Here is a 23,430-nt window from a genome sequence, read left to right as displayed (position 1 = left end):
TCCGAATGGAGGCCGGCGCGAAACGCCTTCCTCAGGCCGCCGCCATGATCGCGAAGACGGTGACGACGACAGAGAGCACTGCGAGCACGGCGAGCACCGTCGACAGGTAGCCGAGGAAGAGGGCGAAGGTCGCGAAGCCCCAGCCGGCCTCGCCGTTGTCGAGGAGCTGCGAGCGGGCCGTGTGGCCGAGGACGACGCCGGCGATCCCGACGATGAAGGAGAGCACGAAGGCGACGATCGACAGCGTGTCGACCCGCGGATGCGTCACCGGACCCGCGTCGCGGCGGGCGCGGCCCTGCGCGATCGAGACGGGGATGCCGATGGCGACGACGACCAGCGGCGAGAGGACCACCAGGATGATGATCAGGCGCCAGCCATGAGTCCTGCGGACATCAGTGCAGACCAGCGACCGATCACGGAGCGGACGAAATGCTGGGGTACCTGGACTCGAACCAAGAACAACTGAACCAGAATCAGCCGTGTTGCCAATTACACCATACCCCAATGGTCATCCGGGGCTGAGCCCGATGACCAGGCGGCGGCCGGAACGAGTTCCAGCGCCGAGAGACGACAGTACCCTACGGGCGCACGCTGCTCAAATCGGGGATCGCGATCTGCTCGGACTCCGGGGCCGCCTCGCCGAGACGGGCCCGCACGAGGTCGCGGTTGAGGGCCGAGGCGACCCGCGCTCCGGAGCCTGCGGCGACGATCAGCTGCTGCGGTCCGGGAGCGGTCACCTCGCCCGCGCCGTAGAGGCCGGGCACCGAGGTGCGTCCTCCGCCGTCGACGCGGAGGAAGCCCTCGGCGTCGCGCTCGGGCCCCGCGGCGTCGAGGTAGTCGAGCACGGGCACCCACACCGGGCGGACGAAGGCGCCGGTGCGCGGGATCACGTCGCCGTCGGCCAGCGCGACGCCGGTCATGACGGCCCGCTCCCCCGTCAGGTCGGCGACGGGACGGCGCTCGATGCGCACGCCGATCGAGCCGAGCAGGGTCTCGTCGGCGTCGCTGACGACTCCGACGCCGTTGGTGAAGACGACGAGGTCGGTCGACCACTGCGAGAGCAGCATGGCGCGCTCGGCGAGATCGTCGGTCTCGCCGATCAGCGCGAGCGCCTCGCCGGCCTTCTCGTAGCCGTCGCACTCCATGCAGCTGTGCACAGCGGTGCCGTAGTAGGCGCGCAGGCTCGGCAGGGCGGGCAGCCGCTCGGAGAGGCCGCCCGCGACGACCACGGCGGTGGCCATGACGCGGCGGTCGGCCGAGCCGCGGACGCCGCGGGCCGAGACGATGAACTCGCCTCCCGAGCGCTCGACGGAGGTCACGAGGCAGTTGTGCACCTCGGCGGCCTCGTACGCCTCGAACTCCTCGCGGCCCAGCCGGCGCAGCTCGAGCGGCGAGATGCCGTCGCGCGTGATGAAGCCGTGCGAGTGGAGCGTCGCCGCGTTGCGGGGGCGGTTGCTGTCGAGCATCAGCACGCTCCGGCGCGCGCGGACGAGGTTGAGCGCCGCCGAGAGCCCGGCCGGTCCCGCGCCGATCACGACGACGTCGTAACGGCCTCCCACTGCCTCGCGCATGATCAGGCGAGCCGGGAGGACAGGCGCACGAGGCGGGCGATCGACTCGGCCTTGCCGAGGATCTCCATCGACTCGAACAGCGGAGGCGACACCCGGCGGCCCGAGATCGCGGTCCGCAGCGGGCCGTAGGCGATGCGCGGCTTGAGACCGAGGCCCTCGATGAGGGCGGAGGCGAGCGCCTCCTGGACCGACGCCGTCAGCCACTCCCCCTCGGGCACGAGCTCGAGCGCGCCGACGGAGGCGGCCAGCACCTCGCCGGCGTTCGCGGGCAGGCCCTTCAGCGCGTCCTCGTCGTACTCGAGCGCGTCAGCGGTGGTGAAGAGGAAGCCGAGCATGCCGGGCGCCTCGCCGAGCAGGCCGATGCGCTCCTGCACGAGGGGCGCGGCCGCGTCGAGAACGGCGCGCTGATCCTCGGTGGGCGCGCCCGGGAGCACGCCCGCGGCGATCAGGTACGGCACGGTGCGCTCGGTGAAGTCGTCGACCGCGAGGAGGCGGATGTGATCGCCGTTGATCGACTCGGCCTTCTTGAGGTCGAAGCGGGCCGGGTTCGGGTTCACGTCGGCGACGTCGAACGCGGCGACCATCTCGTCGATCGAGAACACGTCGCGGTCGTGGGTCAGCGACCAGCCGAGGAGCGCCAGGTAGTTGACGAGGCCCTCGGGGATGAAGCCGCGGTCGCGGTGGTGGAACAGGTTCGAGGACGGGTCGCGCTTCGAGAGCTTCTTGTTGCCCTCGCCCATGACGTAGGGCAGGTGGCCGAAGCGCGGCACGAAGGTCGTCAGCCCGATGTCGATGAGCGCGTGGTACAGCGCGATCTGGCGGGCGGTCGAGGGGAGGATGTCCTCGCCGCGCAGGACGTGCGTGATCTGCATGATCGCGTCGTCGACCGGGTTCACCAGCGTGTAGAGCGGCTGGCCGTTGGGGCGGACGACGACGAAGTCGCTGAAGGACCCGGCGGGGAACGTGATCGGGCCGCGCACCAGGTCGTCGAACGACAGATCGGCGTCGGGCACGCGGAGGCGGAGCGCCGGCTGCCGGCCCTCGGCGCGGAAGGCGGCCCGCTGCTCCTCGGTGAGACCGCGGTCGTGGTTGTCGTAGCCGTGCTGCTTCGCGCGGCCGGCCGCCTCGTTGCGGGCGTCGATCTCCTCGGCCGTGGAGTAGCTCTCGTAGAGGTGACCGGAGGCGAGCAGGCGCGCGATCACGTCGAGGTAGACGTCGCTCCGCTCGGACTGGCGGTAGGGGCCGTGCGGGCCGCCGACTCCGACGCCCTCGTCCCAGTCGAGCTTCAGCCAGCGCAGCGCGTCGACGATCTGCTCGAAGCTCTCCTCGCTGTCGCGCGCGGCGTCGGTGTCCTCGATGCGGAAGACGAAGGTGCCTCCGGTGTGCCGCGCGTAGGCCCAGTTGAACAGAGCGGTGCGGATGAGGCCGACGTGCGGCGTGCCGGTGGGCGACGGGCAGAAGCGCACGCGCACGTCGCTCCCGGTCGCGGTGGTGAACGGGTGCGCGTCGGGTGCGCGATCCAGGGGCGGAGTGAGCTCAGACATACAGCGCCGATTCTAGCCGCGGCGGGCCGGGAGCCACCCCTGCCGCACCCCGTTCGAGGGATCAGTACTTGTACCGCGAAGCAGTGCTCCGAGTCAACGGACTCCCCTCCGGGCAGGAGCAGTGGTGCTGTGGGCCGAGAGCTTCTCGCCGAGGCCGCTCGACGCCGAGCGATGCGCCACCGCCGCCCCGGACCCGAGCGGCAGCCTGCCCACAAGGCGGCGGCACTGAAGAAGGCCAGCACCGAAAGGAGTCCCGATGAGCACGATCACCCTCGTCACTGCGGACCGTCCCGCGCCGCTCACGGAGTCGGCGCGCGAGGAGAAGGACGCGCGGACTCTGTCGCTGTTCCAGGCCGCACTCGAGGCGGACCCGACGGAGGGCGACCGCATCCGCGAGCGCATCGTGCTCGACCACCTGGGCCTGGCCGAGGCCGTGGCCCGACGGGTGTCCCGAGGAGGCGGCGACTGGGCCGATCTCCGCCAGGTCGCCTACGTGGGCCTGGTCAAGGCCGCCCGCCGCTTCACTCCCGAGCGGGGCGCCAGCTTCGCCGCCTTCGCGGTGCCCACCATCACCGGCGAGCTCAAGCGGCACCTCCGCGACCTGGGCTGGATGATCCGGCCGCCGCGCGGTGTGCAGGAGCTGCACCGACGCTCGGCCGTCGTCGCCGACGAGCTGGCGCAGGAGCTCGGTCGCCACCCCTCCGACGGCGAGATCGCCCGTCGTCTGGGCGTCGAGCCCTCGGAGGTCGCCGACGCCCGCTCGGCGGGGCACCCCCTCTCGCTCGACGAGACCGTGGGCGACGCGGGAGTGCGGCTCGGCGAGACCCTCGGCGGCGACGACGCGAGACTCGCGTCGATCGACCGGAGCCACGGCCTGGCGTCCGCTCTCGCGCAGCTCGAGGAGGCGCAGCGTGAGCTGCTGCGCATGCGCTTCGTCGAGGAGATGACCCAGCAGCAGATCGCCGATGCTCTCGGGACGACGCAGATGCAGGTCTCGCGCCTGCAGCGCCGCACCCTCGCGCAGCTCGCCGACCGGCTCGGCGCCCCCTCGCGCCTGCATCAGCCGCGCGCCTCCCGCACCCGCGTCGCCACCGTCACGCCGGTGCGCCCGGCAGTGCGCCTGCGGACCGCCTGAGGTGCGCCTCGGTGCGCACGGGCAGCAGATCGAGGGCGGCCAGGACGTCGTCGACCTGCACGGCGAGCAGCGCCGGGTCGGGTTCGGCCGAGAAGACGTCTCCCCGCCGCAGCGACGCGTCGGTCAGGACGGTGTGCGGTCCGCTCACGGGCGGACCCCAGGCCTCGGGCGGGGCCGGTCCGAAGATCACGACGGAGGGGATGCCGTAGGCCGAGGCGAGGTGCGCCGCGCCCGTGTCGACCGTGACCACCGCCTCCGCCGACGCCACGACCGCGGCGAACTGCGTCAGGTCGATCTCCCCGGCCAGCACCTCACCGGTGCCGGCGAGCTCCGCGACGCGGCGGGCGCGATCGGCCTCGTTCGCGCCTCCGGTGTAGACCACTCGGTGGCCGGCGCGGGCGAGCGACTGCGCGACGGCCGCGAAGCGCTCCTCGGGCCACTCGCGCGAGCCGTAGAACGCGCCGATGTGCACGACGGCGGCACCGGCGACGCGGGCGGGCGCCTCCGGGACGGCGATGGCGACGTCCTCGGGATCGGCGTCGAGGCCGATCGAGTTCACGAGGCGGGCCCAGCGCGCGCGCTCGAGCTCGCCGTCGATCCAGAGCGGGCGGGGGTCGTTGGCGCCGGCGTCGGGATCGAGCGCCGGCACCCGGAACTCGAGTGTGCGCTCGGGGGCGATCTCCCGCAGGCGCAGCCGCGACTCCGGCCCGTTGCCGTGCAGGTTGACGGCCAGCTCGACGCGGCCCGCCTCCATCGGGAGCGGCTCGTCGAGTCCGCGCAGGGTCGGCACCAGGGCGTCGAGACCGTCGACGAGGTCGACGATCGGCTCGAGCCAGGGGGTCGTGGCGAGGATCAGGCGGTGCTCGGGGAATCCTCGGCGCAGCGCGTGCAGAGCGGGGACGGCCACGAGGATGTCGCCGAGCTTGAGCGCCCGCAGAGCGAGGATCTCCGGGGTGCCGTCGGGGGCGGTGAGAGCGCGCACGGCGCCTCCTTCCTGTCGCGACTCCCGTACCCCGTTGCCGGCGCCTCAGACGCGTCCGTTCCGGACGGACCTCCGACGCGCCCGAGAAGCAGTACTTCTCCTCCTCGGGGTTTACGACCTCCCCGAGCGGGGTACGTGGAAGAGGTGAACGACACGATCCACCCGCAGGGCGCCGCCTCGCCCCGCCTGCGCGGGATCCTCTTCGACCGCGACGCGACCCTCGTGGTCGACGTGCCGTACAACGGCGACCCGGCGCTGGTCGAGCCGATGCCCACCGCGCTCGACGCGGTGGCGCGGGCCCGCGAGGCCGGGCTCGCGCTCGGAGTCGTCACGAACCAGTCGGGCATCGCCCGCGGCATCATCGCCCGCGAGCAGGCCGAGGCGGTCAACCGCCGGGTCGACGAGGTCTTCGGCGGTTTCGACGTCTGGATGCTCTGCCCGCACGGACCCGAGGACGGCTGCGACTGCCGGAAGCCCGCGCCCGGGATGGTGCTCGACGCCGCGGCGGCCCTCGGCCTCCCCGCCGACTCCCTCGCCGTGATCGGCGACATCGGCGCCGACATGGGCGCCGCGGCCGCCGCCGGTGCGCGCGGCGTGCTCGTCCCCACCCCGATCACGCGTCAGGAGGAGGTGACGGCCGCTCCCCTGCGCGCCGCGACCCTCCTCGAGGCGGTCGAGCTGCTCCTCGCGATGCAGCCCGACGAGGACTCCGCATGACCCGCCGGGTGCTCGTCGCCCGCCTGGACAGCGCGGGCGACGTGCTGCTGTGCGGCCCCGCCGTGCGCGCGATCGCGGCCGACGCCGAGGTGCTGCTGCTCGCAGGCCCGCAGGGCGCGCCCGCCGCGGCGCTGCTGCCGGGCCCGTCGTCGGTGCGCACCTGGTGGTGCCCGTGGATCGGCGACGCCTCGCGCCCGGTCGACGCCGACCTCGTCGCCGAGCTGCAGGCGATCGTCGAGGAGTTCCGGCCCGACGAGGCCGTGATCCTCACCTCGTTCCACCAGTCGCCCCTGCCCCTGGCTCTCCTGCTGCGGCTGGCCGGCGTGGCGCGCATCTCGGGCGCCTCCGTCGACTTCGCCGGCGCCCTGCTCGATGTGCGCCTGGTGCCCGGCGAGACGCTCGAGGAGGACCAGCCCGAGCCCGAGCGCGCCCTCGCGGTCGCGGCGGCGGCCGGCTTCGCGCTGCCGGAGGGCGACGACGGGCGACTCCGGGTGCAGCGCGAGGGCAGCCTCCCCGCCGCGCTCGAGGGCATCGGACCCTACGTCGTCGTGCACCCCGGCGCCGCCGTGCCGGCGCGCGCGTGGCCCGCCGCGAACGCGGCGCGCGCCGTCGAGCTGCTCGCCGATCAGGGCATCGCCGTCGCGGTCACCGGAGGCGCGGGCGAGCGGGCGCTGACCGCCGAGGTCGCGGGCACCCGCGGCATCGACCTCGGCGGCGCGACCGACTTCGCGGGCGCCGCCGAGGTGCTCGCCCGGGCCGACGTCGTGATCAGCGGCAACACGGGCCCCGCCCACCTCGCTGCGGCCGTCGGCACCCCGGTCGTCAGCCTCTTCGCCCCCGTGGTCCCGGCGATCCGATGGGCGCCCTACGGCGTCCCGGTCGAGCTGCTCGGCGACCAGCACGCCCCGTGCGCCGGCTCGCGCGCCCGCGTCTGCCCGGTGCCCGGGCACCCCTGTCTGGCGGGGGTGAGCGCCGAGGAGGCGGTCGCCGCCGCCCTGCGACTCCGCGCACTCCCGCGCACCATCACGACCCCCACGGAGGCGATCGCATGAGGATCCTGCTCTGGCACGTGCACGGCGGCTGGGCGGACGCGTTCGTCCGCGGCGACCACCAGTACCTGCTCCCGACGACGGCCGCCCGCGACGGCTGGGGCCTGGGCACCGGCGGCCGCGACTGGCCGAACACGGTCGAGATCGCTCCCGAGGAGCTGCACGACGCCGACGTCGACGTCGTGCTGCTGCAGCGCCCCGAGGAGCTCGCCGAGGCGGAACGCCTCCTGGGCCGCCGTCTCGGCCGCGACGTCGCCGCCGTCTACGTCGAGCACAACACGCCCCGCGGAGACGTGCCGAGCAACCGCCACCCGCTCGCCGACCGCGACGACCTCCTCCTGGTGCACGTCACCCACTTCAACGCTCTGATGTGGGACACGGGCTCGACCAGGACCACCGTCATCGAGCACGGGATCCACGACCCGGGTGCGCTCTACACGGGCGAGCTGGCGCACTTCGGCGTGGTCGTCAACGAGCCGGTGCGGCGCGGTCGCGTCGCCGGCACCGATCTGCTGCCGCGCTTCGCCGGAGTCGCGCCGCTCGACGTGTTCGGCATGAAGACCGACCGGCTCGCCGAGCTGCCGGGCCTCGCCGACGTCACCGTGATGGGCGACGTGCGCACCGAGGCGATGCACGCCTCCCTCGCCCGCCGCCGGGTCTACCTGCACCCCTTCCGCTGGACCTCGCTCGGCCTCGCGCTGCTCGAGGCGATGCACCTGGGGATGCCGGTCGTCGCGCTGGACGTGACCGAGGCCGGCCGCGCCGTGCCACCGGAGGCCGGCGCCGTCACCAACGACCTCGATGCCCTCGCGGCCGCCGCCCGGGCGCTGATCGAGGACCCCGAGAAGGCCGCCCGCGCCGGCGCCGTGGCGCGCGAGGTCGCGCTCGAGCGCTACGGGCTCGGGCGGTTCCACCGCGACTGGGACGAGGTGCTGGCGGAGCTCACGCCCGCGCGCACGCTCGCCGTCGCCGCAGAAGGAGGTGCACGATGAGCCGATCACTGACGATCGCGATGGTGTCGGAGCACGCGAGCCCGCTCGCGACGCTCGGAGGCGTCGACGCCGGCGGGCAGAACGTGCACGTCGCCGCTCTGGCCGACGCGCTCGCCCGACGCGGTCACCGCGTCACCGTCTACACCCGCCGCGACGACCCGTCGCTCCCCCGCCGCGTACCCTTCACCTCCGGAGTCGAGGTCGTGCACATCGACGCGGGCCCCGCCGCCAAGGTCTCGAAGGACGAGCTGCTCCCCTTCATGGGCGACTTCGCGGTCGATCTGGCCGAGGAGTGGCTCGAGGAGCGACCCGACCTCGTGCACAGCCACTTCTGGATGTCGGGGGTCGCCGCACTCGACGCCTCCGAGCGGGTCGAGCGCGCCACCGGGCGCCGCGTCCCGGTGCTCCACACCTTCCACGCCCTCGGCGTCGTCAAGCGCCGCCAGCAGGGCGCCCTCGACACCAGCCCCGAGGAGCGCGCCTGGCTCGAGCCGGGGGTCGGTCAGTGCGCCGACGGGATCGTCGCGACCTGCTCCGACGAGGCCTTCGAGCTCAAGAACCTCGGCGTGCCGACCGGTCGCATCGCCGTCGTGCCGTGCGGCGTCGACATCGACCGGTTCTCGGTCGACGGACCTGTCGCGGCCCGCACCGCCCGCACGCGGCTGATGAGCATCGGGAGGCTCGTGCCTCGCAAGGGCATGGGTCACGCCATCGAGGCGCTCGCCCGCCTCGTCGACGGCGGCCACGACGCCGAGCTGGTGATCGTGGGCGGGTCCGGCTCGGGCGATGCGCTCACCGCCGACCCCGAGTACCAGCGCCTGCACGGCGTCGCCGAGAGCCTCGGAGTCGCCGACCGCGTCGTCTTCGCCGGGCAGCTGTCGCAGACCGAGATGCCGGCGATGCTCCGCTCGGCCGACATCGTGGTCTGCGCGCCCTGGTACGAGCCGTTCGGCATCACCCCGCTCGAGGCGATGGCGTGCGGCGTGCCCGTGGTCGCCTCCTCGGTCGGCGGCCTGATCGACACCGTCGTCGAGGACGTCACCGGCGTGCACGTGCCGCCGCGCGACCCGGAGGCGCTCGCCTCCGCGCTCGCGGCCCTGATCGACGACCCGCAGCGCGCCCGCTCCTACGGCGCCGCCGGGCGCGAGCGCGTCGAGTCGCGCTACTCGTGGGACCGCGTCGCCGCGGACACCGAGCGCGCCTACCTCTCGACCCTCGCCGGCCTCGGCGAGGAGTCGGTCCTCACCGGCGCCTCCGGCGCTCCCTCCTCACCCACCACCCGGAAGGCGGCACCGCGACGATGACCATCGACACCGTCCTGGACACCCCGACGAGCGCCGCCCGGCGTCTCGTCGACGACCACGTGGCCCGCGCCCTCGAGGTCGTCGCCCAGCTCGAGCAGCACGCCGAGCAGATCGCCACCTGGGGCGTCGACCTGGCCGACCGCCTCCACTCGGGCGCGCGCCTGCTCGCCGCGGGCAACGGCGGATCGGCGGCCGAGGCGCAGCACCTGACCGCCGAGCTGGTCGGCCGCTTCGACGGCGACCGGATCCCGTTCTCGGCGATCTCGCTGCACTCCGAGACCTCGAGCCTCACCGCGATCGGCAACGACTACGGCTTCGACCACGTCTTCTCCCGCCAGGTGACCGCCCACGCGCGGTCGGGCGACGTCGTCGTCCTTCTCTCCACGAGCGGCCGCAGCGCCAACCTGCTCCACGCCGCCGAAGCGGCGCGCGCCGCGGGCGCCCGCACCTGGGCGCTCACCGGAGACGGGCCGAACCCGCTGACCGAGGCTTGCGACGAGTCGATCGCGCTCACGGGCCACGGCGCCAACGTGCAGGAGGCGCAGCTCGTCCTCGTGCACGCGCTCTGCCGGGCGTTCGAGCAGCGCATCCGCGCGCGGACGGAGGCGGCCGCGTGAGCGCTCGCCTGCGCATCGCCGTGGTCGGCGACGTGATGCTCGACGTCGACCTCGCCGGGCCCGCCGAGCGACTGAGCCCCGACGCCCCGGTCCCCGTCGTCGACGTCTCGGCCCGCAGCGCCCGCGCGGGCGGGGCCGGGCTCGTCGCCCGCATGCTCGTGCGCGACGGGCACGACGTCACCCTCGTCACCGCGCTCGCCGACGCCGCCGACCCCGATGTCGCCGAACTGCGCGCCGAGCTCGACGGCGTCCGCCTGGTGGCGGGAGCCTCCGGTGCGCCCACCCCGGTGAAGACGCGGGTCGCCGCCTCCGGTCAGGCCGTCGTGCGGTTCGACCGCGGCTGCGAGCGCCCGCCGGTGCCCGCGGTGACGGAGGAGATGCTCGCGGCCCTCGCCGACGCCGACGCGGTCGTGGTCGCCGACTACGGCCGCCGCCTCACCGAGGACCCGTCGCTGCGCGCCGCGCTCGACGCGCTGACCGTGCCCCTGGTCTGGGATCCGCACCCGCGCGGCTCCTCGCCCGTCGCGGGCACCACTCTGGCGACCCCGAACCTCGCGGAGGCGACCGCCTTCTCCGGCGCGTCCGGCCGCGGGGTGACGCTGGCCGAGTCGGCCGCCACCACGCTCCTCGAGCGCTGGGGCTGCGGTGCGGTCGCCGTGACGATGGGCTCGCACGGCGCGCTCGTGCGCTCCCGGGGCGCCGGTGTACCGGTGGCGGTGCCCGCCGCCGCGGTGCCTCCCACCGACCCGTGCGGGGCGGGCGACCGGTTCGCCGCCTCCGCCGCCGTCGCGCTCGCGGGCGGGGCGAGCCCCTCGGAGGCGGTCGGCGCGGCCGTCGCCGCTGCCGGCGCCTACCTGCTCGCCGGCGGAGTCGCCTCCCTCGGCGCCCCCTCCGACACGGCTCCCCTGCACGGAGGCGGCGTCGACGCCCTGCGCGTCGCCGAGGCCGTGCGCGGCGCCGGCGGCACGGTCGTCGCGACCGGAGGCTGCTTCGACCTGCTGCACGCCGGTCACGCCCGCACGCTCTCGGCTGCCCGAGCGCTCGGCGACTGCCTGATCGTCTGCCTCAACTCCGACGACTCCGTGCGGCGCCTCAAGGGCGAGCTGCGGCCGATCATCCCCCAGGACGACCGGGTCGACCTCCTGCTCGCGCTGGGCTGCGTCGACGCCGTGATCGTCTTCGGCGAGGACACGCCCGACGAGGCGCTGCGCCGCATCCGCCCCGACGTCTGGGTGAAGGGCGGCGACTACTCCGCCGAGTCCCTCCCCGAGACGAAGACGGTCGCCGAATGGGGCGGCCGCGTCCTCACCGTGCCCTACCACCCGGGCCGCTCGACCACCCGTCTCGCCGCCGCGCTCGCGCGCGTCGGCTGACTCCGCCCCTCGAAAGGACACCCATGAGCACCACTCCCACCCCCATCGGCCGCGTTCTGATCACCGGAGGCGCCTCGGGCCTCGGCGCCGCCGTCGCCGCTGCCGTGACGGCCGCCGGCGGGACGCCGATCATCCTCGACCGCGACGTCTCCTCGCTCGGCGAGGGCGTCGCCGCCTACCAGGTCGACGTCGCGAAGACCCGCGAGGCCGAGAAGGCGGTCGTCGAGATCGCCCGCGAGCACGGCGGACTCGACGCGGTCGTCACCGCGGCCGGCATCGACCGCTGCGGACGCCTCGTCGACGTGGAGCCGGAGGAGTGGGAGCGGGTCATCTCGGTCAACCTCCTCGGCACCGCGGCGGTCGTGCGTGCGGCGCTGCCGTTCCTGACCGAGACCCACGGGCGCGTCGTGACCGTCGCCTCCTCTCTCGCGATCAAGGCCGTCTCGGACGCCACCGCCTACTGCGCCTCGAAGTTCGGCGTGCTCGGCTTCACGCGGGCCCTCGCGGCCGAGACCAAGGGCGAGATCGGCGTGACCACGCTGATCCCCTCGGGCATGAAGACGCGCTTCTTCGACGACCGCGACGCGCAGTACAAGCCGGGCCCCGACGCGCTCCTGAACGACCCGGAGAACGTGGCGAACGCCGTGATGTTCGTGCTCGGCCAGCCGCGCGGCTGCGAGGTCCGCGAGCTCGTGATCACGCACGAGGAGGAGCCGTCCTGGCCGTGATCCTCTGACGCGCCTCCCCGGGATGCCACTCCGGTGCGTCCGCCTCGGCGGGTCGCGCACCGGGGTGGCATCCGGCGTCTCGGCGGGCCTCGCGTCTCAGCGGGCCTCAGCGCGTCGCGGCGAGCACTCCGCGCACGTCCTCGAGCACCCGGTCGACCGGCACGTCGTCGACGAAGCTCAGCTCGTGCTCGCACCGCGGAGCCGTCCAGCCCACCTGCGTCACGTCGATGCCGCAGACGGGGCAGCGCGTCGTCCAGCTCAGCTGCACGCGGTGGCGCTGCCGGCCGAGGGGCTGGGCGTTGATCGCGTTGCCCACCCAGAAGATCCCGACCGTCGGCGCCCCGACCGCCGCCGCGAGGTGCCGCGGCCCGCTGTCGTTGCCGAGCACGACATCGGCGAGCGAGAGCAGGGGCGCGAGATCGGGCAGCTCGACCGCGCCCGCCCACGAGACGGCTCCCGGTGCCGCGGCCACGATCTCGTCGGCGGCGGGCGCATCGGAGGCGTCGCCCACCACGAGCACGCGCGCCCCGTCCTCGAGCAGCGCCCGCGCCACCTCGGCGAACGACCCGCTCGGCCACCGGCGGCGCACATCCGTCGCGCCCGGGTGGATCAGCACGAGCGGACCGCCCGCGGGCAGCGCGGCGGCGAGCCGGTCGCGGCGCTCGGGGTCGACGTGCAGGAACGGCTCGAGCCGGGTCGCCGGAGCGCCCGCGAGCCCGGCGATCTCGAGGGCGCGCAGCATCTCGTGCTGGTAGTAGACGTAGGGGATCGTGCGCTCGAGCTCGGCCGCGTCGTCGGTGCGCGAGCCGATCGTGTGCCGCGCGCCGAGCCGCTGCAGGAACGGGTTCGAGAACCGTCCGCCTCCGTGCAGCTGCACCGCGAGGTCGAAGCGTCGTCCGCGCATCCGGGCGGTGAAGTCCTCGACGACGCGCTCGTCCTCGCCCTGCCCGTCGCGGACACCCTGCGCGACCGGCAGCACCTCCACGTCGGCGATCGGCGAGTCGACCCCCTCGAGCAGCACCCGGTGGGCCGGAGTGCCCAGCAGAGTGATCTCGGCGCCCGGGTACGACGCGGCGAGCGCCTCGACGGCCGGCAGCGCGAAGAGCAGGTCGCCGAGTCCGCCGCCGCGCAGGACGGCGATCCTCTCGACGGCGTCGAAGCGGTCTCGGAGCGGGGCGATGGCGACCACGGGGGTTCCTCTCGGGTGCGGCGGAGGCGCGGGGTCTCCGGGGGCGGGGTGCACTCCCCCCTGTTCCCCGCGGGCGCCGATCCGAAACGCCCGCCGCCCGCCCGCGCTCCGGGAGGGGCAGCGCGGGGCCCCTCCGTCAGTAGCCTGTGGGGGTGACGACCGCCCCGACACCGCCGCCGCCCGCCGTCCGGCCGCCCGCCGCGGCCCTGTCCTGGGGACTCGGGCTCCTGGGGCTGCTCCTGGTCCCGTTCGTCAACCTCGTGATCAGCGGGATCGTGATGGTGGCCGTCGGCCTGCACCAGAGCCGCGCCGGCGGACTCGCCCGCGCGAACGGCCGACGGGCCGCGGACTGGGGCCTCACCGTCCTCGTGATCGCCGTCCCCTGCACGGTGGTGTGGGTCGTCGCCCTGTCGATCCGCGCGAGCGGCTTCCTCCCCTGGGATCTCGCCGTGATCGTCTGGCTGCTGCTCGGAGTGGTCAATCTCGTCGTCGCGGTCGTCGGGCTCGTGCAGGCCTCCGGCGGCCGGGCCGTGCGGGTCCCGGCGATCCGCTTCCTCCGCTGAGCGCCGGACTGCGCGCCGTGCCCGTCGCCGGGCGGTCGGCGGCCCGCCCGCCACGAGCCGCCGACCGGTCTGGATCTCACCCTCGGGCGAGCGCCTCGCCCTCGCTCGCGACACCGTGCTCGACCGGAGCCTCGCGCTCGGGAGCATCGGCCCGGGAGGTCTCGACCGCCGCGAAGGCGTGGTCGTCGTCGTACGACTTCACCTTCGCGACGTGGAGGATGATCAGCGCGTAGACGGCCTTCGCGACGATGTCCGCGATCGAGTACCCCACCTGCTTGCCCACCCAGGCGTCGGCGCCCGAGACGTCGAGCAGCGGCAGCAGGTAGGCGATGGGGTACACGCCCCAGCTGAGCAGCAGGAGGAAGCGGAGGCGTCCCAGCGTGCCGCGCACCCCGGCCGGCTGGTTCTTCAGCGACCGGCTGAGCTGGGTGAAGAGGACGAACAGGATGTAGGCGAACGGGATCGTCGAGAGGATCCCGAAGATCCCCCGCACGCCGTTGTCCCCGCTGATCTCACCCGGGTAGCCGAGCGCGATCATCAGCGCCGACGCCGGGACCAGCCGGTAGAGCAGGCGCGACTGCACCTTCCGCGCGAGGGCGAGCACCGCGACGAGCTCGACCAGCAGCAGCGGCACGGTCAGGAGCCAGTCGACGTAGCGGTAGCCCTCGTTGAAGGAGGCGCCGGCGGCCTGGGTGTAGTCGCCGGTGCCGCCGACCGAGTCGGTGACGAAGGCCGCCTTGAAGGAGTCGAAGATGCGGAAGTAGTGGTACGCCGCGATGCCGCAGACCACGAGCGCGACCGTGATCGCCTGCCGGTACCGGGGCAGCACCCTGGGCAGCGAGATCAGGAGGAACACGGCCGTGAACAGCTGCGAGGCGATCACGAGCGAGAGGGCGTTGTAGACGGTGTCGTACTGACCCTGGGTCAGGATGTCGGGAATCATGGTTCACATTCTGAACTGTTCGCTTTGTGAACAATTCACTGGCGGGAACCCGTCCGGCGGCGTACCGTGGACAGGTGGATTCGGAGATCGAGCGGCACCGGTGAGCCGGCACTCCCCCCGGCAGCACCTGCTCGACGGCTTCCCCGACGCGGCGGTGCGCTTCTTCCGGGCTCTCGAGGCGCACCGGAGCCGCCTCGCCGCCGAGCACGGGCTGTCGGAGATCGAGCTGCGCTGCCTCTTCCGCATCGGCGCGGCCGGCTCCGTGACCCCCAAGGAGCTCTCGACCGCGCTGTCTGTGTCGAAGGGGGCGGTCACCGGGATCACGACCCGGCTCGTGTCGTCCGGGCTCGTGCACCGGGTCGAGCACCCCCAGGACCGCCGCAGCCTCCACCTCGAGCTCACCGCGGCCGGGCACGACGCGACGCGGACGATGCACCGCGACCTGCGCCGGCTGCTCTCCGCCGACGGGACCGACGTCGGCGACGACGATCTGGCGGCGGCGACGACGGTGCTCGACCGCCTCGCCCGGAGGCTCGACGCCGACCCCCGCGACCCCGGCTGACGCCTCCCGGACCACCCCGGGCGAGCACCCTCCGCAGCCCTGTTCGACGGCTCCGCGAATTCACCCAGGCCCCTGTCTGAGCCCGCTCCGCGCGGGTACAGGGGGTGGGCACGCGCGTCCGCGACCTGAGCGGACGCCTCCGATCGAGAGGTGACCGTGACCATCGACATCACGACCCCCGCCGCCACCGCCACGAGCCCCGCCGACGCCGTCCGACGCGCCCGCGCGGCGTTCCCCGCCTGGGCCGCCACCGCGCCCGCCGAGCGGGGCGCCCTGCTGCGCGCCGCCGCGCACGCCGTCGCCGCGCGCGAGGACGAGCTCGCGATCCTCAACACCGACGAGACGGGCAAGCCCGCCGGCGATGCCCTCGGCGGTGTCCGCGCCGGAGTCGACACCCTGCTGCAGTACGCGGAGCTCGGCCCGCTGCACCGCGGCAGGAGCCTGCGCGGAGGCGCACTCAACGTCGATCTCGCCCTGCCGCACCCCCGCGGCGTGGTCCTGGCGCTCACCCCGTGGAACGACCCCGTCGCCGTCGCCGCCGGCATGCTCGGCGCCGCGATCGTCTCGGGTGACGTCGTGATCCACAAGCCCAGCGAGCGCAGCCCCGGCACCGGAGCCCTCTTCACCCGGATCCTGGTCGAGGCCCTGCCCGAGGGCGTGCTGACCCTCGTCGAGGGCGACGGCGCCGTCGGCGACGCGCTCGCCCGCACCGAGGGCGTCGACGTCCTCGCCCACGTCGGCTCGACCGCGACCGGCCGAGCGCTCGCCCGGGTCGCAGCCGTCACCGGCGCCCACGTCATCCTCGAGAACGGCGGCAACGACGCACTGGTGGTCGACGCCGACGTCGATCCCGTCTGGGCCGCCCAGCAGGCCGCGCTCGGAGCCTTCGCGAACGCCGGTCAGATCTGCACGTCGGTCGAGCGCATCTACGTGCACCGCGACGTCGCCGAGGCGTTCACGACCGCGCTGGTCGCCGAGGCCGAGCGCTGGAGCGCCGGCCCCCTCCCGCGCCTCGTCGACGCCCGCATGCGCGACGCCGTCCACGAGCACGTGAGCGAGGCGCTCGGGCAGGGCGCCCGCGCCCTCACCGGCGGCGAGCCCGGCGAGGGCACCTTCTACCCCGCGACCGTGCTCGCCGACTGCACCGACGACATGCTGGTGATGACCGAGGAGACCTTCGGCCCGGTCGCGCCGATCGTCGTCGTCGACGGTTTCGACGAGGGCCTCTCCCGCGCGGCCGAGAGCCCCTACGGCCTCGCCGCCACGGTCCTCACCGGCGACATGGAGCACGCGCACCGCGCCGCGGCCGTCCTCCCCGTCGGCACGGTCAAGATCAACGGCGTCTTCGGAGGCGCCCCCGGCGGCAGCGCCCAGCCGCGCGGCACCAGCGGCTCGGGCTTCGGCTACGGCCCCGAGCTGCTCGACGAGATGACGACCACCACGGTCGTGCACTTCGGTCTCCCTGTGCTGCGCGGAGCCGCCTCATGAGCCTCGAGGGCTCGGCACTGCAGCGGGCGAGCGCCCTGGTCGCCCAGGTGCGCGAGCGCCCGCCGGTCGTCGCGGTGATCGGCGACCTCATCCTCGACTCCTGGTGGCTGGGCGAGGCCGAGCGCGTCACGCGCGAGGCCCCGGCGCCGGTCCTCCGCCTCGAGGACGTCGTCGATGTCGCGGGGGGCGCGGCCAACACCGCCGCCAATCTGCGGGCGCTCGGCGCCGAGGTGCGGACCGTGGGAGTCGCCGGGCGCGACCCCGAGGGCGACCGCCTCCTGCAGGCCCTCCTGCGGGCGGGTCTGGACACCGCGGGCATCGTGCGCACCGGTGCCGCGACCACGATCAAGACCCGCGTCGTCGGCAGCGACAGCGTGATGCTGCGGGTCGACTCCGGGCCGCACCGTCCCGCCGACGACGAGCTCGAGCGGCTCGCCGAGGCGGCGGTGCGGGCGGCCGACGGCGCCGACGCCGTGCTGGTCTGCGACTACGGCTCCGGCATCCTGCGCGCCGCGGTCGAGCACGTGCTCGCCGCCTCCCGGCCCGGGCTCCTCGTGATCGACGCCCACGAGCTCGCCGACTGGGCCTTCGCGCGCCCCGACCTCGTGACTCCGAACGCGAAGGAGGCGGAGCGCCTCCTCGGCGAGACGCTCGGCCGCGGCTCGGAGCGCGCCGCGGCCGTCCGCGCCGCCGCCGACCGCCTCCGCGAGCGCTCGGGCGCCCGCCACGTCGTCGTCACCCTCGACCGCGACGGCGCCGCCGCCCTCGACGCCGACGGCTCGATCACGCGCACCTTCGCCCAGCCGGCCGAGGAGAAGCAGGCCTCGGGAGCCGGCGACACCTTCGCCGCGACCGCCACCCTCGCCCTCGCCGCCGGCCGCTCGCTCGCGACCGCCGTCGACCTCGCCCAGGCGGCGGCAGACGTCGTCGTCCAGCGCCCCGGCACCTCCGTCTGCACCGCCGACGACCTCACCGCCTCCCTCGCCGCCCCCGGCGCCGTCGTGCTCGGCGAGGACGGCCTGGTCGAGGTGCTCGCCGAGGAGGCCCGACGCGGGCGGCGCATCGTCTTCACGAACGGCTGCTTCGACGTGCTGCACCGCGGCCACACCGCCTACCTGCGCCAGGCGCGGGAGCTCGGCGACGTGCTGGTCGTCGCGGTCAACGACGACGACTCCGTGCGCCGGCTGAAGGGCGAGGGACGGCCGATCAACCCCGAGGGCGACCGTGCGGGCGTCATCGCCGAGCTGGGCTGCGTCGACTACGTGACCCTCTTCAGCGGCGACACCCCGATCCCCCTGCTCGAGCGCGTGCACCCCGACGTCTACGTCAAGGGCGGCGACTACGCCCCCGACATGCTGGCGGAGGCGGTGGTCGTGCGCTCCTACGGCGGCACGGTCACCACGGTGGGCTACGTCTCCGAGCACTCCACGACCGAGATGGTGCAGCGGATCCGCTCGTCCGCGCAGCCGGGCCCGTCGTGAGCAGCCGCCGCTGGTCGGGCGAGTGGGGGCGCCCTGCCGACGGGACACCTCCGGTGATCGACGTGCTGATCCCGACGGCGGGCCGCCGCTCCGAGCTCGCCGCCACTCTCGCCGGGCTGGCGGCGCAGGACGACCCGCCGTTCCGGGTGATCGTCAGCGACCAGTCCGCCGACGGCGTCGCCTCCGCCGACCCGACGGTGCGCTCGATGCTGCGGGTCCTCGAGGCGCAGGGGCGCGCGCCGCTCGTGCGCTCCAACCTGCCGCGTCTCGGGCTCGCGCAGCAGCGCCAGTTCCTGCTCTCGCTCTCGAGCGCGCCGGCCGTGCTGTTCCTCGACGACGACGTCTGGCTCGAGCCGGGCACGCTCGCCCGCCTGCACGACGCGCTCGAGCGGCTCGCCTGCGGCTTCGTCGGCTCTGCGGTGCAGGGGCTGTCCCACCTGGAGGACGTCCGCCCTCACGAGCAGGAGGCGTTCGAGCCGTGGCACGACGCGGTCGAGCCGGAGCGCATCCGGCGCGGCACCGCCCCGTTCGAGCGCTGGCCCCTGCACAACGCCGCCAATCTCACGCACATCGCCGCGGGCCTGGACATCGCCCCGGGCGGCTGGGTGCCCTACCGGATCGCCTGGCTCGGCGCCTGCGTCCTCTACCGCCGCGACGCCCTGGTGGCCGCGGGCGGCTTCGACTTCTGGGAGCAGCTGCCCCCGGAGCACAGCGGCGAGGACGTCGCCGCGCAGTGGCGCGTCATGGAGCGCTTCGGCGGCGCGGGGCTCGTGCCCAGCGGCGCAGTGCACCTCGAGACGCCCACGACGGTGATCGACCGCAGCGTCGACGCCTTCGACCGGCTCTTCGCCGAAGAGCACCAGCACTGACCGCACCACGGAAGGACACCAGCATGGACGCCCCCAACCCCATCCAGATCCAGAAGTACCTCTCGGGCATCGACTACCCGGCCTCGAAGGACACCATCGTCGAGACGGCCGAGAAGGAGGGTGCCGACAGCGACGTCCTCGACGCGCTCCGCGCCATCCCCGAGGGCGACTACGAGAAGCCGACCGACGTCAGCTCGGCGGTCTCGAAGGTCTGACCGACCGCACCGCACACGACAGAGGAGGCCGTCCCCGCAGGGGCGGCCTCCTCTGCACTCCCGGTCAGACGGAGACGGGCTCGCGCTCGCGCAGGACGCCGGAGTCGAGCGCCGCGAACGAGAGCACCTTGTACCCCTCCGACTCGAAGAAGATCGTGGCCCGGTCGCTCTCGACGCTCATCACGGTGCCGGAGCCCCACTCGCGGTGCTCGACGATCTCGTCGACGCTCAGCGGAGCGTCGGCCGGCGCCTCCTCGGCCGCCTCTCCCCGAGCCTCGTGCCGCTCGCAGCCGTCGCAGTTGCCGCACCACTCCGGGCCCTCCACGCCGAAGTAGTCGAGCAGCACCCGGCGGCGGCAGTGCGAGGTCTCGGCGTAGGCGCGCATCATCGACAGGCGCGACTCCGCGATGCGCTCCCGCGAGGCGAGCGCCTCCTTCACGGCGCGCACGGCGGCATCGGCGTCCGCGTCGCCCACGGCTCGCACGCCGTCCTGCGTCGAGACGAGGTCGGCGTCCACCAGATCGTTGACGAGGCGGGCGATCGTCCGAGCGGGCCTGTCGAGCGCCCCGGCCAGCTCGGCGACGCTCACGCCCGGCTTCCCGGTCACGGCGGCCCAGACGACCTTCAGGGCCGCCCTGTCGACCGAGCGCTTCGAGAAGAAGCGGCGGAGCCCGAGGTCCTCGGCCCGGTAGTGCAGGGCGGCGGTGGCGGGCTCGCTGTCGCGGCCCGCGCGGCCGATCTCCTGGTAGTAGGCGTCGAGCGACTCGGTGGTCGTCGCGTGCAGCACGAAGCGCACGTCGCCCCGGTCGATGCCCATGCCGAAGGCGGAGGTCGCGACGACCACGTCGAGCCCGCCGTCGCGCCAGCGGTCCTGCACGTCGCGGCGCTCGGACACCTTGAGTCCCGCGTGGTAGGCGGCGACCCTCCGCCCCTCGGCGGCGATCTCGGCCGCGTACGCCTCGGTCTCCTTGCGGGTCGCGACGTAGACGAGACCTGGAGCGGTCCAGCTGCGCGCCTCCTCGACCACCGCGGCGCGCTTCTCGTTCTCGCTCTCGTGGCGGTGGACCACGAGCCGGATCTCGGGCCGGTCGACCCCGTGCACCTGCACCTCGGGGTCGGTCATCAGGAGGCGCTCGATGATCTCGTCGCGCACGGGGCCGGAGGCGGTGGCCGTCATCGCGAGCACGGGCGGGTCGCCCAGCTCGCGGCGCACATCGGCCAGGCGGAGGTAGTCGGGCCGGAAGTCGTGGCCCCACGAGGAGACGCAGTGGGCCTCGTCGACGACGAGGAGCGAGACGCCGGCAGTCGCGAGGCGCGCGACGTTCTCCTCCTTCGCCAGCTGCTCGGGCGCGAGCAGCACGTACAGCGGGCCGCCCTCGTCGATCCGCTCCCAGGCGCGGGCGACGGCCGCAGCGCCTCGGGAGGAGTTGATCGCGACAGCGGGAGGCGCGGCGGGCGCGGCCTCGATCGACGCGAGCTGGTCGGCCTGCAGTGCCACCAGGGGCGAGACGACGAGCACGACGCCGCCGCGCTGGGCGCCGGCGATCTGGTACACGGCCGACTTGCCGCCTCCGGTGGCCAGCACCAGGAGGGTGTCGCGGCCGGCCGCCGCCGACTCGATCGCCTCGCGCTGACCGGGCAGGAGCGAGTCCCAGCCGAAGTCGTCTCGGGCGATGCGGTCGATGGTGCTGGGCGTGGTGCGGGTCGAGCTCATGCTCTCGACGCTACGACTCCGCCCCCTGCGAGTGTCTCCGCTTGACAGCTCCGGGGAGCACGGTGAAGCACCCCGGGCACCCGCCTCCCGTCGTTCCGCCCGAGCCGGCTGTCAAGACCCTGCTCGCCGCGGTCGCCTCGTGCTCGACTGGGACGACCGACGAGAGGAGCCGCTGTGGCCCAGAACGTGAACGAGGACCTGCCCGAGCAGAGCGGAACCGAGGCGCCGAACCTCGGCGGCGCTCAGACCGTCCTGCCCGGCGAGGGCGCGACCGACGACTCCGCCGCCGGCGCGGCCCCCGGTGGCACCGCGATCGACCGCGGCGTCAGCGACGCCGTGACCGAGGGCGACAGCGGAGGCGACACCATGGCCGACGACGCCGGCCTGCCCGACGAGACGAGCGGTGCGGTCGGAGACGACCGCGCGAGCGCCGACTGACCGCTCGCCCGGTGATCGTCGCGGCTCAGCCGCGCACGATCACCGGGTTGAACAGCGTGCCGATGCCCTCGATGTCGATCGCGACCGTGTCGCCGTTCGCGATCGGGCCGACTCCGGCGGGCGTGCCGGTGAGGATGACGTCCCCCGGGAGCAGCGTGAACACCCGCGACACGTAGGCGACGATCTCGGGCACCCCGTGGATCATGTCCCCCGTGTTGCCCGACTGCACCCGGCGCCCGTTGACCCGGGTCTCGAGCGCGCTCTCGTTCCAGATCAGCTCGGTCTCGATCACCGGGCCGATCGGGCAGAACGTGTCGTAGCCCTTGGCCCGCGCCCACTGCCCGTCCGACTTCTGCAGGTCCCGCGCCGTCACGTCGTTCGCGATCGTGTAGCCGAAGACGACCTCCTCGAAGTCCTCCGCGCGCACGTTCCGCGCGACGGCTCCGATCACGATCGCCAGCTCGCCCTCGTACTCCACCTGCTGGCTGTCCTCGGGCAGCACGATCGCCTCGTCCGGCCCGATCACCGAGGTGTTGGGCTTGAGGAAGATCAGCGGCTCGGCCGGGGCGTCGCCGCCCATCTCGGCGGCGTGGTCGGAGTAGTTCTTGCCGATGCCGACCACCTTCGAGCGCGGGATGACCGGGGCGAGCAGCTTCGCCTCCGCGATCGGGATGCGCTCGCCGGTCGTCTCGAACCCGGCGAACATCGGGTCGCCCGCGAGCACCACCAGCTCGTCCTCGTCGACGATCCCGAACAGGATCGCGCCACCGTTGTCCCCGGTGCGCTGCGTGGCGAATCGTGCGATCTTCATGCGTCCAACCTCGTCATCCAGCCGTGCGTGTCCTCGCGACGTCCGTACTGGATGTCGGTCAGCTCCTCGCGCAGCGACATCGTGAGCGCGCCGGCCGGCGCGCCCTCGTGGCCCACCGAGAAGCCGTCGCCCTTGAGCTCGGCGATCGGAGTGATGACCGCCGCGGTCCCGCAGGCGAACACCTCGACCACGTCGCCCGAGGCCACGCCGTCGCGCCACTCGTCGATCGACACCCGGCGGCGCTCCACCCGGTGGCCGCGGTCCTCGGCGAGCTGCAGCACGCTGTCGCGCGTGATGCCCTCGAGGATCGAGTCCGACTCCGGGGTGACGAGCGTGCCGTCCTTCTTCACGAGCACGACGTTCATGCCGCCGAGCTCCTCGATCCACCGCGACTCCTGGGAGTCGAGGAAGAGCACCTGGGCGCAGCCGTGCTCGTACGCCTCCTGCTGGGGCAGCAGCGACGAGGCGTAGTTGCCGCCGGTCTTCGCGGCGCCCGTGCCGCCCTTGCCCGCGCGGGCGTAGGAGGTGGAGAGCCAGATCGACACGGGGGCGACGCCTCCCGAGAAGTAGGCGCCAGCGGGGCTCGCGATCACGTAGTACGCGACCTTCTCGGCCGCGCGCACGCCGAGGAACGCCTCCTTCGCGAACATGAACGGCCGCAGGTACAGGCTCGTCTCGGGCTCGGAGGGCACCCAGTCGCCGTCGACCGCGATGAGCTGGCGCAGCGACTCGACGAAGAGGTCGGTCGGCAGCTCGGGCAGCGCGAGACGGCGGGCCGAGCGCTGCAGCCGCGCGGCGTTGGCGGTGGGCCGGAAGGTCCAGATCGAGCCGTCGGCGTGCCGGTACGCCTTCATGCCCTCGAAGATCTCCTGCGCGTAGTGCAGCACCGAGGCGGCGGGATCCAGCGAGAGGGGGCCGTAGGGCTGCACGCGGGGGCGGTGCCAGCCGTCGGCGCGGGTCCAGCAGAGGTCGACCATGTGGTCGGTGAAGTGCACGCCGAAACCGGGCGCCTGGAGGATGTGCGCGCGCTCCTCGGCCGAGCGGGGGGCCGGGTTGGGGGTCACCGCGAAGGCGAGGTCCTGAGCGAGCGGGAGGGGGAGGGTCATGGTGGGTGCCTTCTTCGGGGAGTTCAGCCTGCGGGAGGT

24 protein-coding genes and 1 tRNA gene are annotated in these 23,430 nt (G+C 74.1%); 15 read left to right on the top strand and 10 right to left on the bottom strand.

The features are described from left to right. Positions 1-31 precede the first annotated feature (31 nt). From GSU68_RS06350 to gltX, 4 genes are all read right to left on the bottom strand, one after another. Positions 32-352, bottom strand: coding sequence for a DUF4190 domain-containing protein (locus tag GSU68_RS06350; RefSeq protein ID WP_159906528.1), 321 nt, complete (start codon positions 350-352; stop codon positions 32-34). Between the two features lie 80 nt (positions 353-432). Further along, positions 433-504 (bottom strand) — tRNA-Gln (locus tag GSU68_RS06345). A gap of 74 nt (positions 505-578) precedes the next feature. Continuing rightward, entirely contained in the window at positions 579-1,571 is a 993-nt protein-coding gene (locus GSU68_RS06340; RefSeq protein WP_159906526.1) for an NAD(P)/FAD-dependent oxidoreductase, read from the bottom strand. 2 nt (positions 1,572-1,573) lie between these two features. Next, a complete protein-coding gene (gene gltX, locus GSU68_RS06335) occupies positions 1,574-3,115 on the bottom strand; it encodes a glutamate--tRNA ligase (protein ID WP_159906524.1) in 1,542 nt (513 codons plus the stop codon). A 256-nt stretch (positions 3,116-3,371) separates the two neighbouring features. Here gltX and GSU68_RS06330 point away from each other — a divergent pair, with 256 nt between their 5' ends. Then, on the top strand, positions 3,372-4,250 hold the full coding sequence (locus GSU68_RS06330) for a sigma-70 family RNA polymerase sigma factor (RefSeq protein WP_159906523.1): 879 nt from the start codon (positions 3,372-3,374) through the stop codon (positions 4,248-4,250). Here the strand turns inward: GSU68_RS06330 and GSU68_RS06325 are convergent. Next, positions 4,210-5,232, bottom strand: a complete 1,023-nt coding sequence (locus GSU68_RS06325; RefSeq protein WP_159906522.1) for a glycosyltransferase family 9 protein — start codon at positions 5,230-5,232, stop codon at positions 4,210-4,212. The two genes, GSU68_RS06330 and GSU68_RS06325, sit on opposite strands and share 41 nt — an antisense overlap. Positions 5,233-5,376: 144 nt before the next feature. Between GSU68_RS06325 and GSU68_RS19615 the strand changes: the two genes are divergently transcribed. Genes GSU68_RS19615 through GSU68_RS06290 form a run of 7 tightly spaced genes read left to right on the top strand, consistent with a single transcriptional unit; the run spans position 5,377 to position 12,012 of the window. Beyond that, positions 5,377-5,949: an HAD-IIIA family hydrolase gene (locus GSU68_RS19615; RefSeq protein WP_244259409.1), complete on the top strand. Its 573-nt coding sequence runs from the start codon at positions 5,377-5,379 to the stop codon at positions 5,947-5,949. Next, positions 5,946-7,001 carry a glycosyltransferase family 9 protein gene (locus tag GSU68_RS06315; protein WP_159906521.1) on the top strand — a complete coding sequence of 352 codons (1,056 nt, stop codon included), beginning with the start codon at positions 5,946-5,948 and terminating at the stop codon, positions 6,999-7,001. The genes GSU68_RS19615 and GSU68_RS06315 overlap by 4 nt, the downstream gene beginning before the upstream one ends. Beyond that, a complete protein-coding gene (locus tag GSU68_RS06310; protein ID WP_159906520.1) occupies positions 6,998-7,990 on the top strand; it encodes a glycosyltransferase in 993 nt (330 codons plus the stop codon). Before GSU68_RS06315 ends, GSU68_RS06310 begins: the two co-directional genes overlap by 4 nt. 8 nt (positions 7,991-7,998) lie before the next feature. Further along, complete coding sequence (locus tag GSU68_RS06305) at positions 7,999-9,294, top strand: glycosyltransferase (protein ID WP_159910156.1); 1,296 nt, start codon at positions 7,999-8,001, stop codon at positions 9,292-9,294. Further along, positions 9,291-9,911, top strand: a complete 621-nt coding sequence (locus tag GSU68_RS06300; RefSeq protein WP_159906519.1) for an SIS domain-containing protein — start codon at positions 9,291-9,293, stop codon at positions 9,909-9,911. Before GSU68_RS06305 ends, GSU68_RS06300 begins: the two co-directional genes overlap by 4 nt. An 8-nt stretch (positions 9,912-9,919) precedes the next feature. After that, on the top strand, positions 9,920-11,284 hold the full coding sequence (locus tag GSU68_RS06295) for a PfkB family carbohydrate kinase (protein ID WP_159910154.1): 1,365 nt from the start codon (positions 9,920-9,922) through the stop codon (positions 11,282-11,284). Between the two features lie 23 nt (positions 11,285-11,307). After that, positions 11,308-12,012 carry an SDR family oxidoreductase gene (locus GSU68_RS06290; protein WP_159906518.1) on the top strand — a complete coding sequence of 235 codons (705 nt, stop codon included), beginning with the start codon at positions 11,308-11,310 and terminating at the stop codon, positions 12,010-12,012. Between the two features lie 106 nt (positions 12,013-12,118). On the opposite strand, the gene GSU68_RS06285 is transcribed toward GSU68_RS06290, so the two are convergent. Further along, on the bottom strand, positions 12,119-13,201 hold the full coding sequence (locus tag GSU68_RS06285; RefSeq protein ID WP_159906517.1) for a glycosyltransferase family 9 protein: 1,083 nt from the start codon (positions 13,199-13,201) through the stop codon (positions 12,119-12,121). 152 nt (positions 13,202-13,353) lie between these two features. Between GSU68_RS06285 and GSU68_RS06280 the strand changes: the two genes are divergently transcribed. After that, the gene (locus GSU68_RS06280; protein ID WP_159906516.1) at positions 13,354-13,764 is read left to right on the top strand and encodes a DUF4870 domain-containing protein; all 411 of its coding nucleotides are present in this window, start codon (positions 13,354-13,356) and stop codon (positions 13,762-13,764) included. A gap of 76 nt (positions 13,765-13,840) precedes the next feature. Here the strand turns inward: GSU68_RS06280 and GSU68_RS06275 are convergent, their stop codons facing one another. Further along, a complete protein-coding gene (locus GSU68_RS06275; RefSeq protein WP_159906515.1) occupies positions 13,841-14,707 on the bottom strand; it encodes a bacteriorhodopsin in 867 nt (288 codons plus the stop codon). Positions 14,708-14,807: 100 nt separating this feature from the next. Here GSU68_RS06275 and GSU68_RS06270 point away from each other — a divergent pair, with 100 nt between their 5' ends. The 5 genes from GSU68_RS06270 (at position 14,808) to GSU68_RS06250 (ending at position 19,322) form a co-directional block, all read left to right on the top strand. After that, positions 14,808-15,269, top strand: a complete 462-nt coding sequence (locus GSU68_RS06270; protein WP_159906514.1) for a MarR family transcriptional regulator — start codon at positions 14,808-14,810, stop codon at positions 15,267-15,269. A gap of 150 nt (positions 15,270-15,419) precedes the next feature. Beyond that, positions 15,420-16,757, top strand: coding sequence for an aldehyde dehydrogenase family protein (locus GSU68_RS06265; RefSeq protein ID WP_159906513.1), 1,338 nt, complete (start codon positions 15,420-15,422; stop codon positions 16,755-16,757). Further along, the gene (rfaE2, locus tag GSU68_RS06260) at positions 16,754-18,238 is read left to right on the top strand and encodes a D-glycero-beta-D-manno-heptose 1-phosphate adenylyltransferase (RefSeq protein ID WP_159906512.1); all 1,485 of its coding nucleotides are present in this window, start codon (positions 16,754-16,756) and stop codon (positions 18,236-18,238) included. Before GSU68_RS06265 ends, rfaE2 begins: the two co-directional genes overlap by 4 nt. Beyond that, on the top strand, positions 18,235-19,107 hold the full coding sequence (locus tag GSU68_RS06255; protein ID WP_159906511.1) for a glycosyltransferase family 2 protein: 873 nt from the start codon (positions 18,235-18,237) through the stop codon (positions 19,105-19,107). Before rfaE2 ends, GSU68_RS06255 begins: the two co-directional genes overlap by 4 nt. A 23-nt stretch (positions 19,108-19,130) precedes the next feature. Continuing rightward, on the top strand, positions 19,131-19,322 hold the full coding sequence (locus GSU68_RS06250) for a DUF2795 domain-containing protein (RefSeq protein ID WP_159906510.1): 192 nt from the start codon (positions 19,131-19,133) through the stop codon (positions 19,320-19,322). 64 nt (positions 19,323-19,386) lie between these two features. On the opposite strand, the gene GSU68_RS06245 is transcribed toward GSU68_RS06250, so the two are convergent. Beyond that, on the bottom strand, positions 19,387-21,036 hold the full coding sequence (locus GSU68_RS06245) for a RecQ family ATP-dependent DNA helicase (protein ID WP_159906509.1): 1,650 nt from the start codon (positions 21,034-21,036) through the stop codon (positions 19,387-19,389). A gap of 174 nt (positions 21,037-21,210) precedes the next feature. On the opposite strand from GSU68_RS06245, the gene GSU68_RS06240 reads away from it, so the two are divergent. Continuing rightward, complete coding sequence (locus tag GSU68_RS06240) at positions 21,211-21,474, top strand: hypothetical protein (protein WP_159906508.1); 264 nt, start codon at positions 21,211-21,213, stop codon at positions 21,472-21,474. 25 nt (positions 21,475-21,499) lie between these two features. Here the strand turns inward: GSU68_RS06240 and GSU68_RS06235 are convergent, their stop codons facing one another. After that, positions 21,500-22,285 carry a fumarylacetoacetate hydrolase family protein gene (locus GSU68_RS06235; protein ID WP_159906507.1) on the bottom strand — a complete coding sequence of 262 codons (786 nt, stop codon included), beginning with the start codon at positions 22,283-22,285 and terminating at the stop codon, positions 21,500-21,502. After that, complete coding sequence (locus GSU68_RS06230) at positions 22,282-23,391, bottom strand: branched-chain amino acid aminotransferase (RefSeq protein WP_159906506.1); 1,110 nt, start codon at positions 23,389-23,391, stop codon at positions 22,282-22,284. The genes GSU68_RS06235 and GSU68_RS06230 overlap by 4 nt, the downstream gene beginning before the upstream one ends. Positions 23,392-23,430: the final 39 nt, after the last annotated feature.

It is taken from the genome of Rathayibacter sp. VKM Ac-2759 (assembly GCF_009834225.1).
Classification (GTDB): Bacteria; Actinomycetota; Actinomycetes; order Actinomycetales; family Microbacteriaceae; genus Rathayibacter.
The sequence above is the reverse complement of the archived record's forward strand: the minus strand, read 5'-3'. Positions and strand labels throughout refer to the sequence as shown.

Coding starts and splice junctions, on each gene's coding strand:
- GSU68_RS06340 (WP_159906526.1), bottom strand. CDS start 1,571: ATGCGCGAGGCAGTGGGAGGCCGTTACGACGTCGTCGTGATCGGCGCG.
- gltX (WP_159906524.1), bottom strand. CDS start 3,115: ATGTCTGAGCTCACTCCGCCCCTGGATCGCGCACCCGACGCGCACCCG.
- GSU68_RS06330 (WP_159906523.1), top strand. CDS start 3,372: ATGAGCACGATCACCCTCGTCACTGCGGACCGTCCCGCGCCGCTCACG.
- GSU68_RS06315 (WP_159906521.1), top strand. CDS start 5,946: ATGACCCGCCGGGTGCTCGTCGCCCGCCTGGACAGCGCGGGCGACGTG.
- GSU68_RS06310 (WP_159906520.1), top strand. CDS start 6,998: ATGAGGATCCTGCTCTGGCACGTGCACGGCGGCTGGGCGGACGCGTTC.
- GSU68_RS06300 (WP_159906519.1), top strand. CDS start 9,291: ATGACCATCGACACCGTCCTGGACACCCCGACGAGCGCCGCCCGGCGT.
- GSU68_RS06290 (WP_159906518.1), top strand. CDS start 11,308: ATGAGCACCACTCCCACCCCCATCGGCCGCGTTCTGATCACCGGAGGC.
- GSU68_RS06275 (WP_159906515.1), bottom strand. CDS start 14,707: ATGATTCCCGACATCCTGACCCAGGGTCAGTACGACACCGTCTACAAC.
- rfaE2 (WP_159906512.1), top strand. CDS start 16,754: ATGAGCCTCGAGGGCTCGGCACTGCAGCGGGCGAGCGCCCTGGTCGCC.
- GSU68_RS06250 (WP_159906510.1), top strand. CDS start 19,131: ATGGACGCCCCCAACCCCATCCAGATCCAGAAGTACCTCTCGGGCATC.
- GSU68_RS06245 (WP_159906509.1), bottom strand. CDS start 21,036: ATGAGCTCGACCCGCACCACGCCCAGCACCATCGACCGCATCGCCCGA.
- GSU68_RS06235 (WP_159906507.1), bottom strand. CDS start 22,285: ATGAAGATCGCACGATTCGCCACGCAGCGCACCGGGGACAACGGTGGC.
- GSU68_RS06230 (WP_159906506.1), bottom strand. CDS start 23,391: ATGACCCTCCCCCTCCCGCTCGCTCAGGACCTCGCCTTCGCGGTGACC.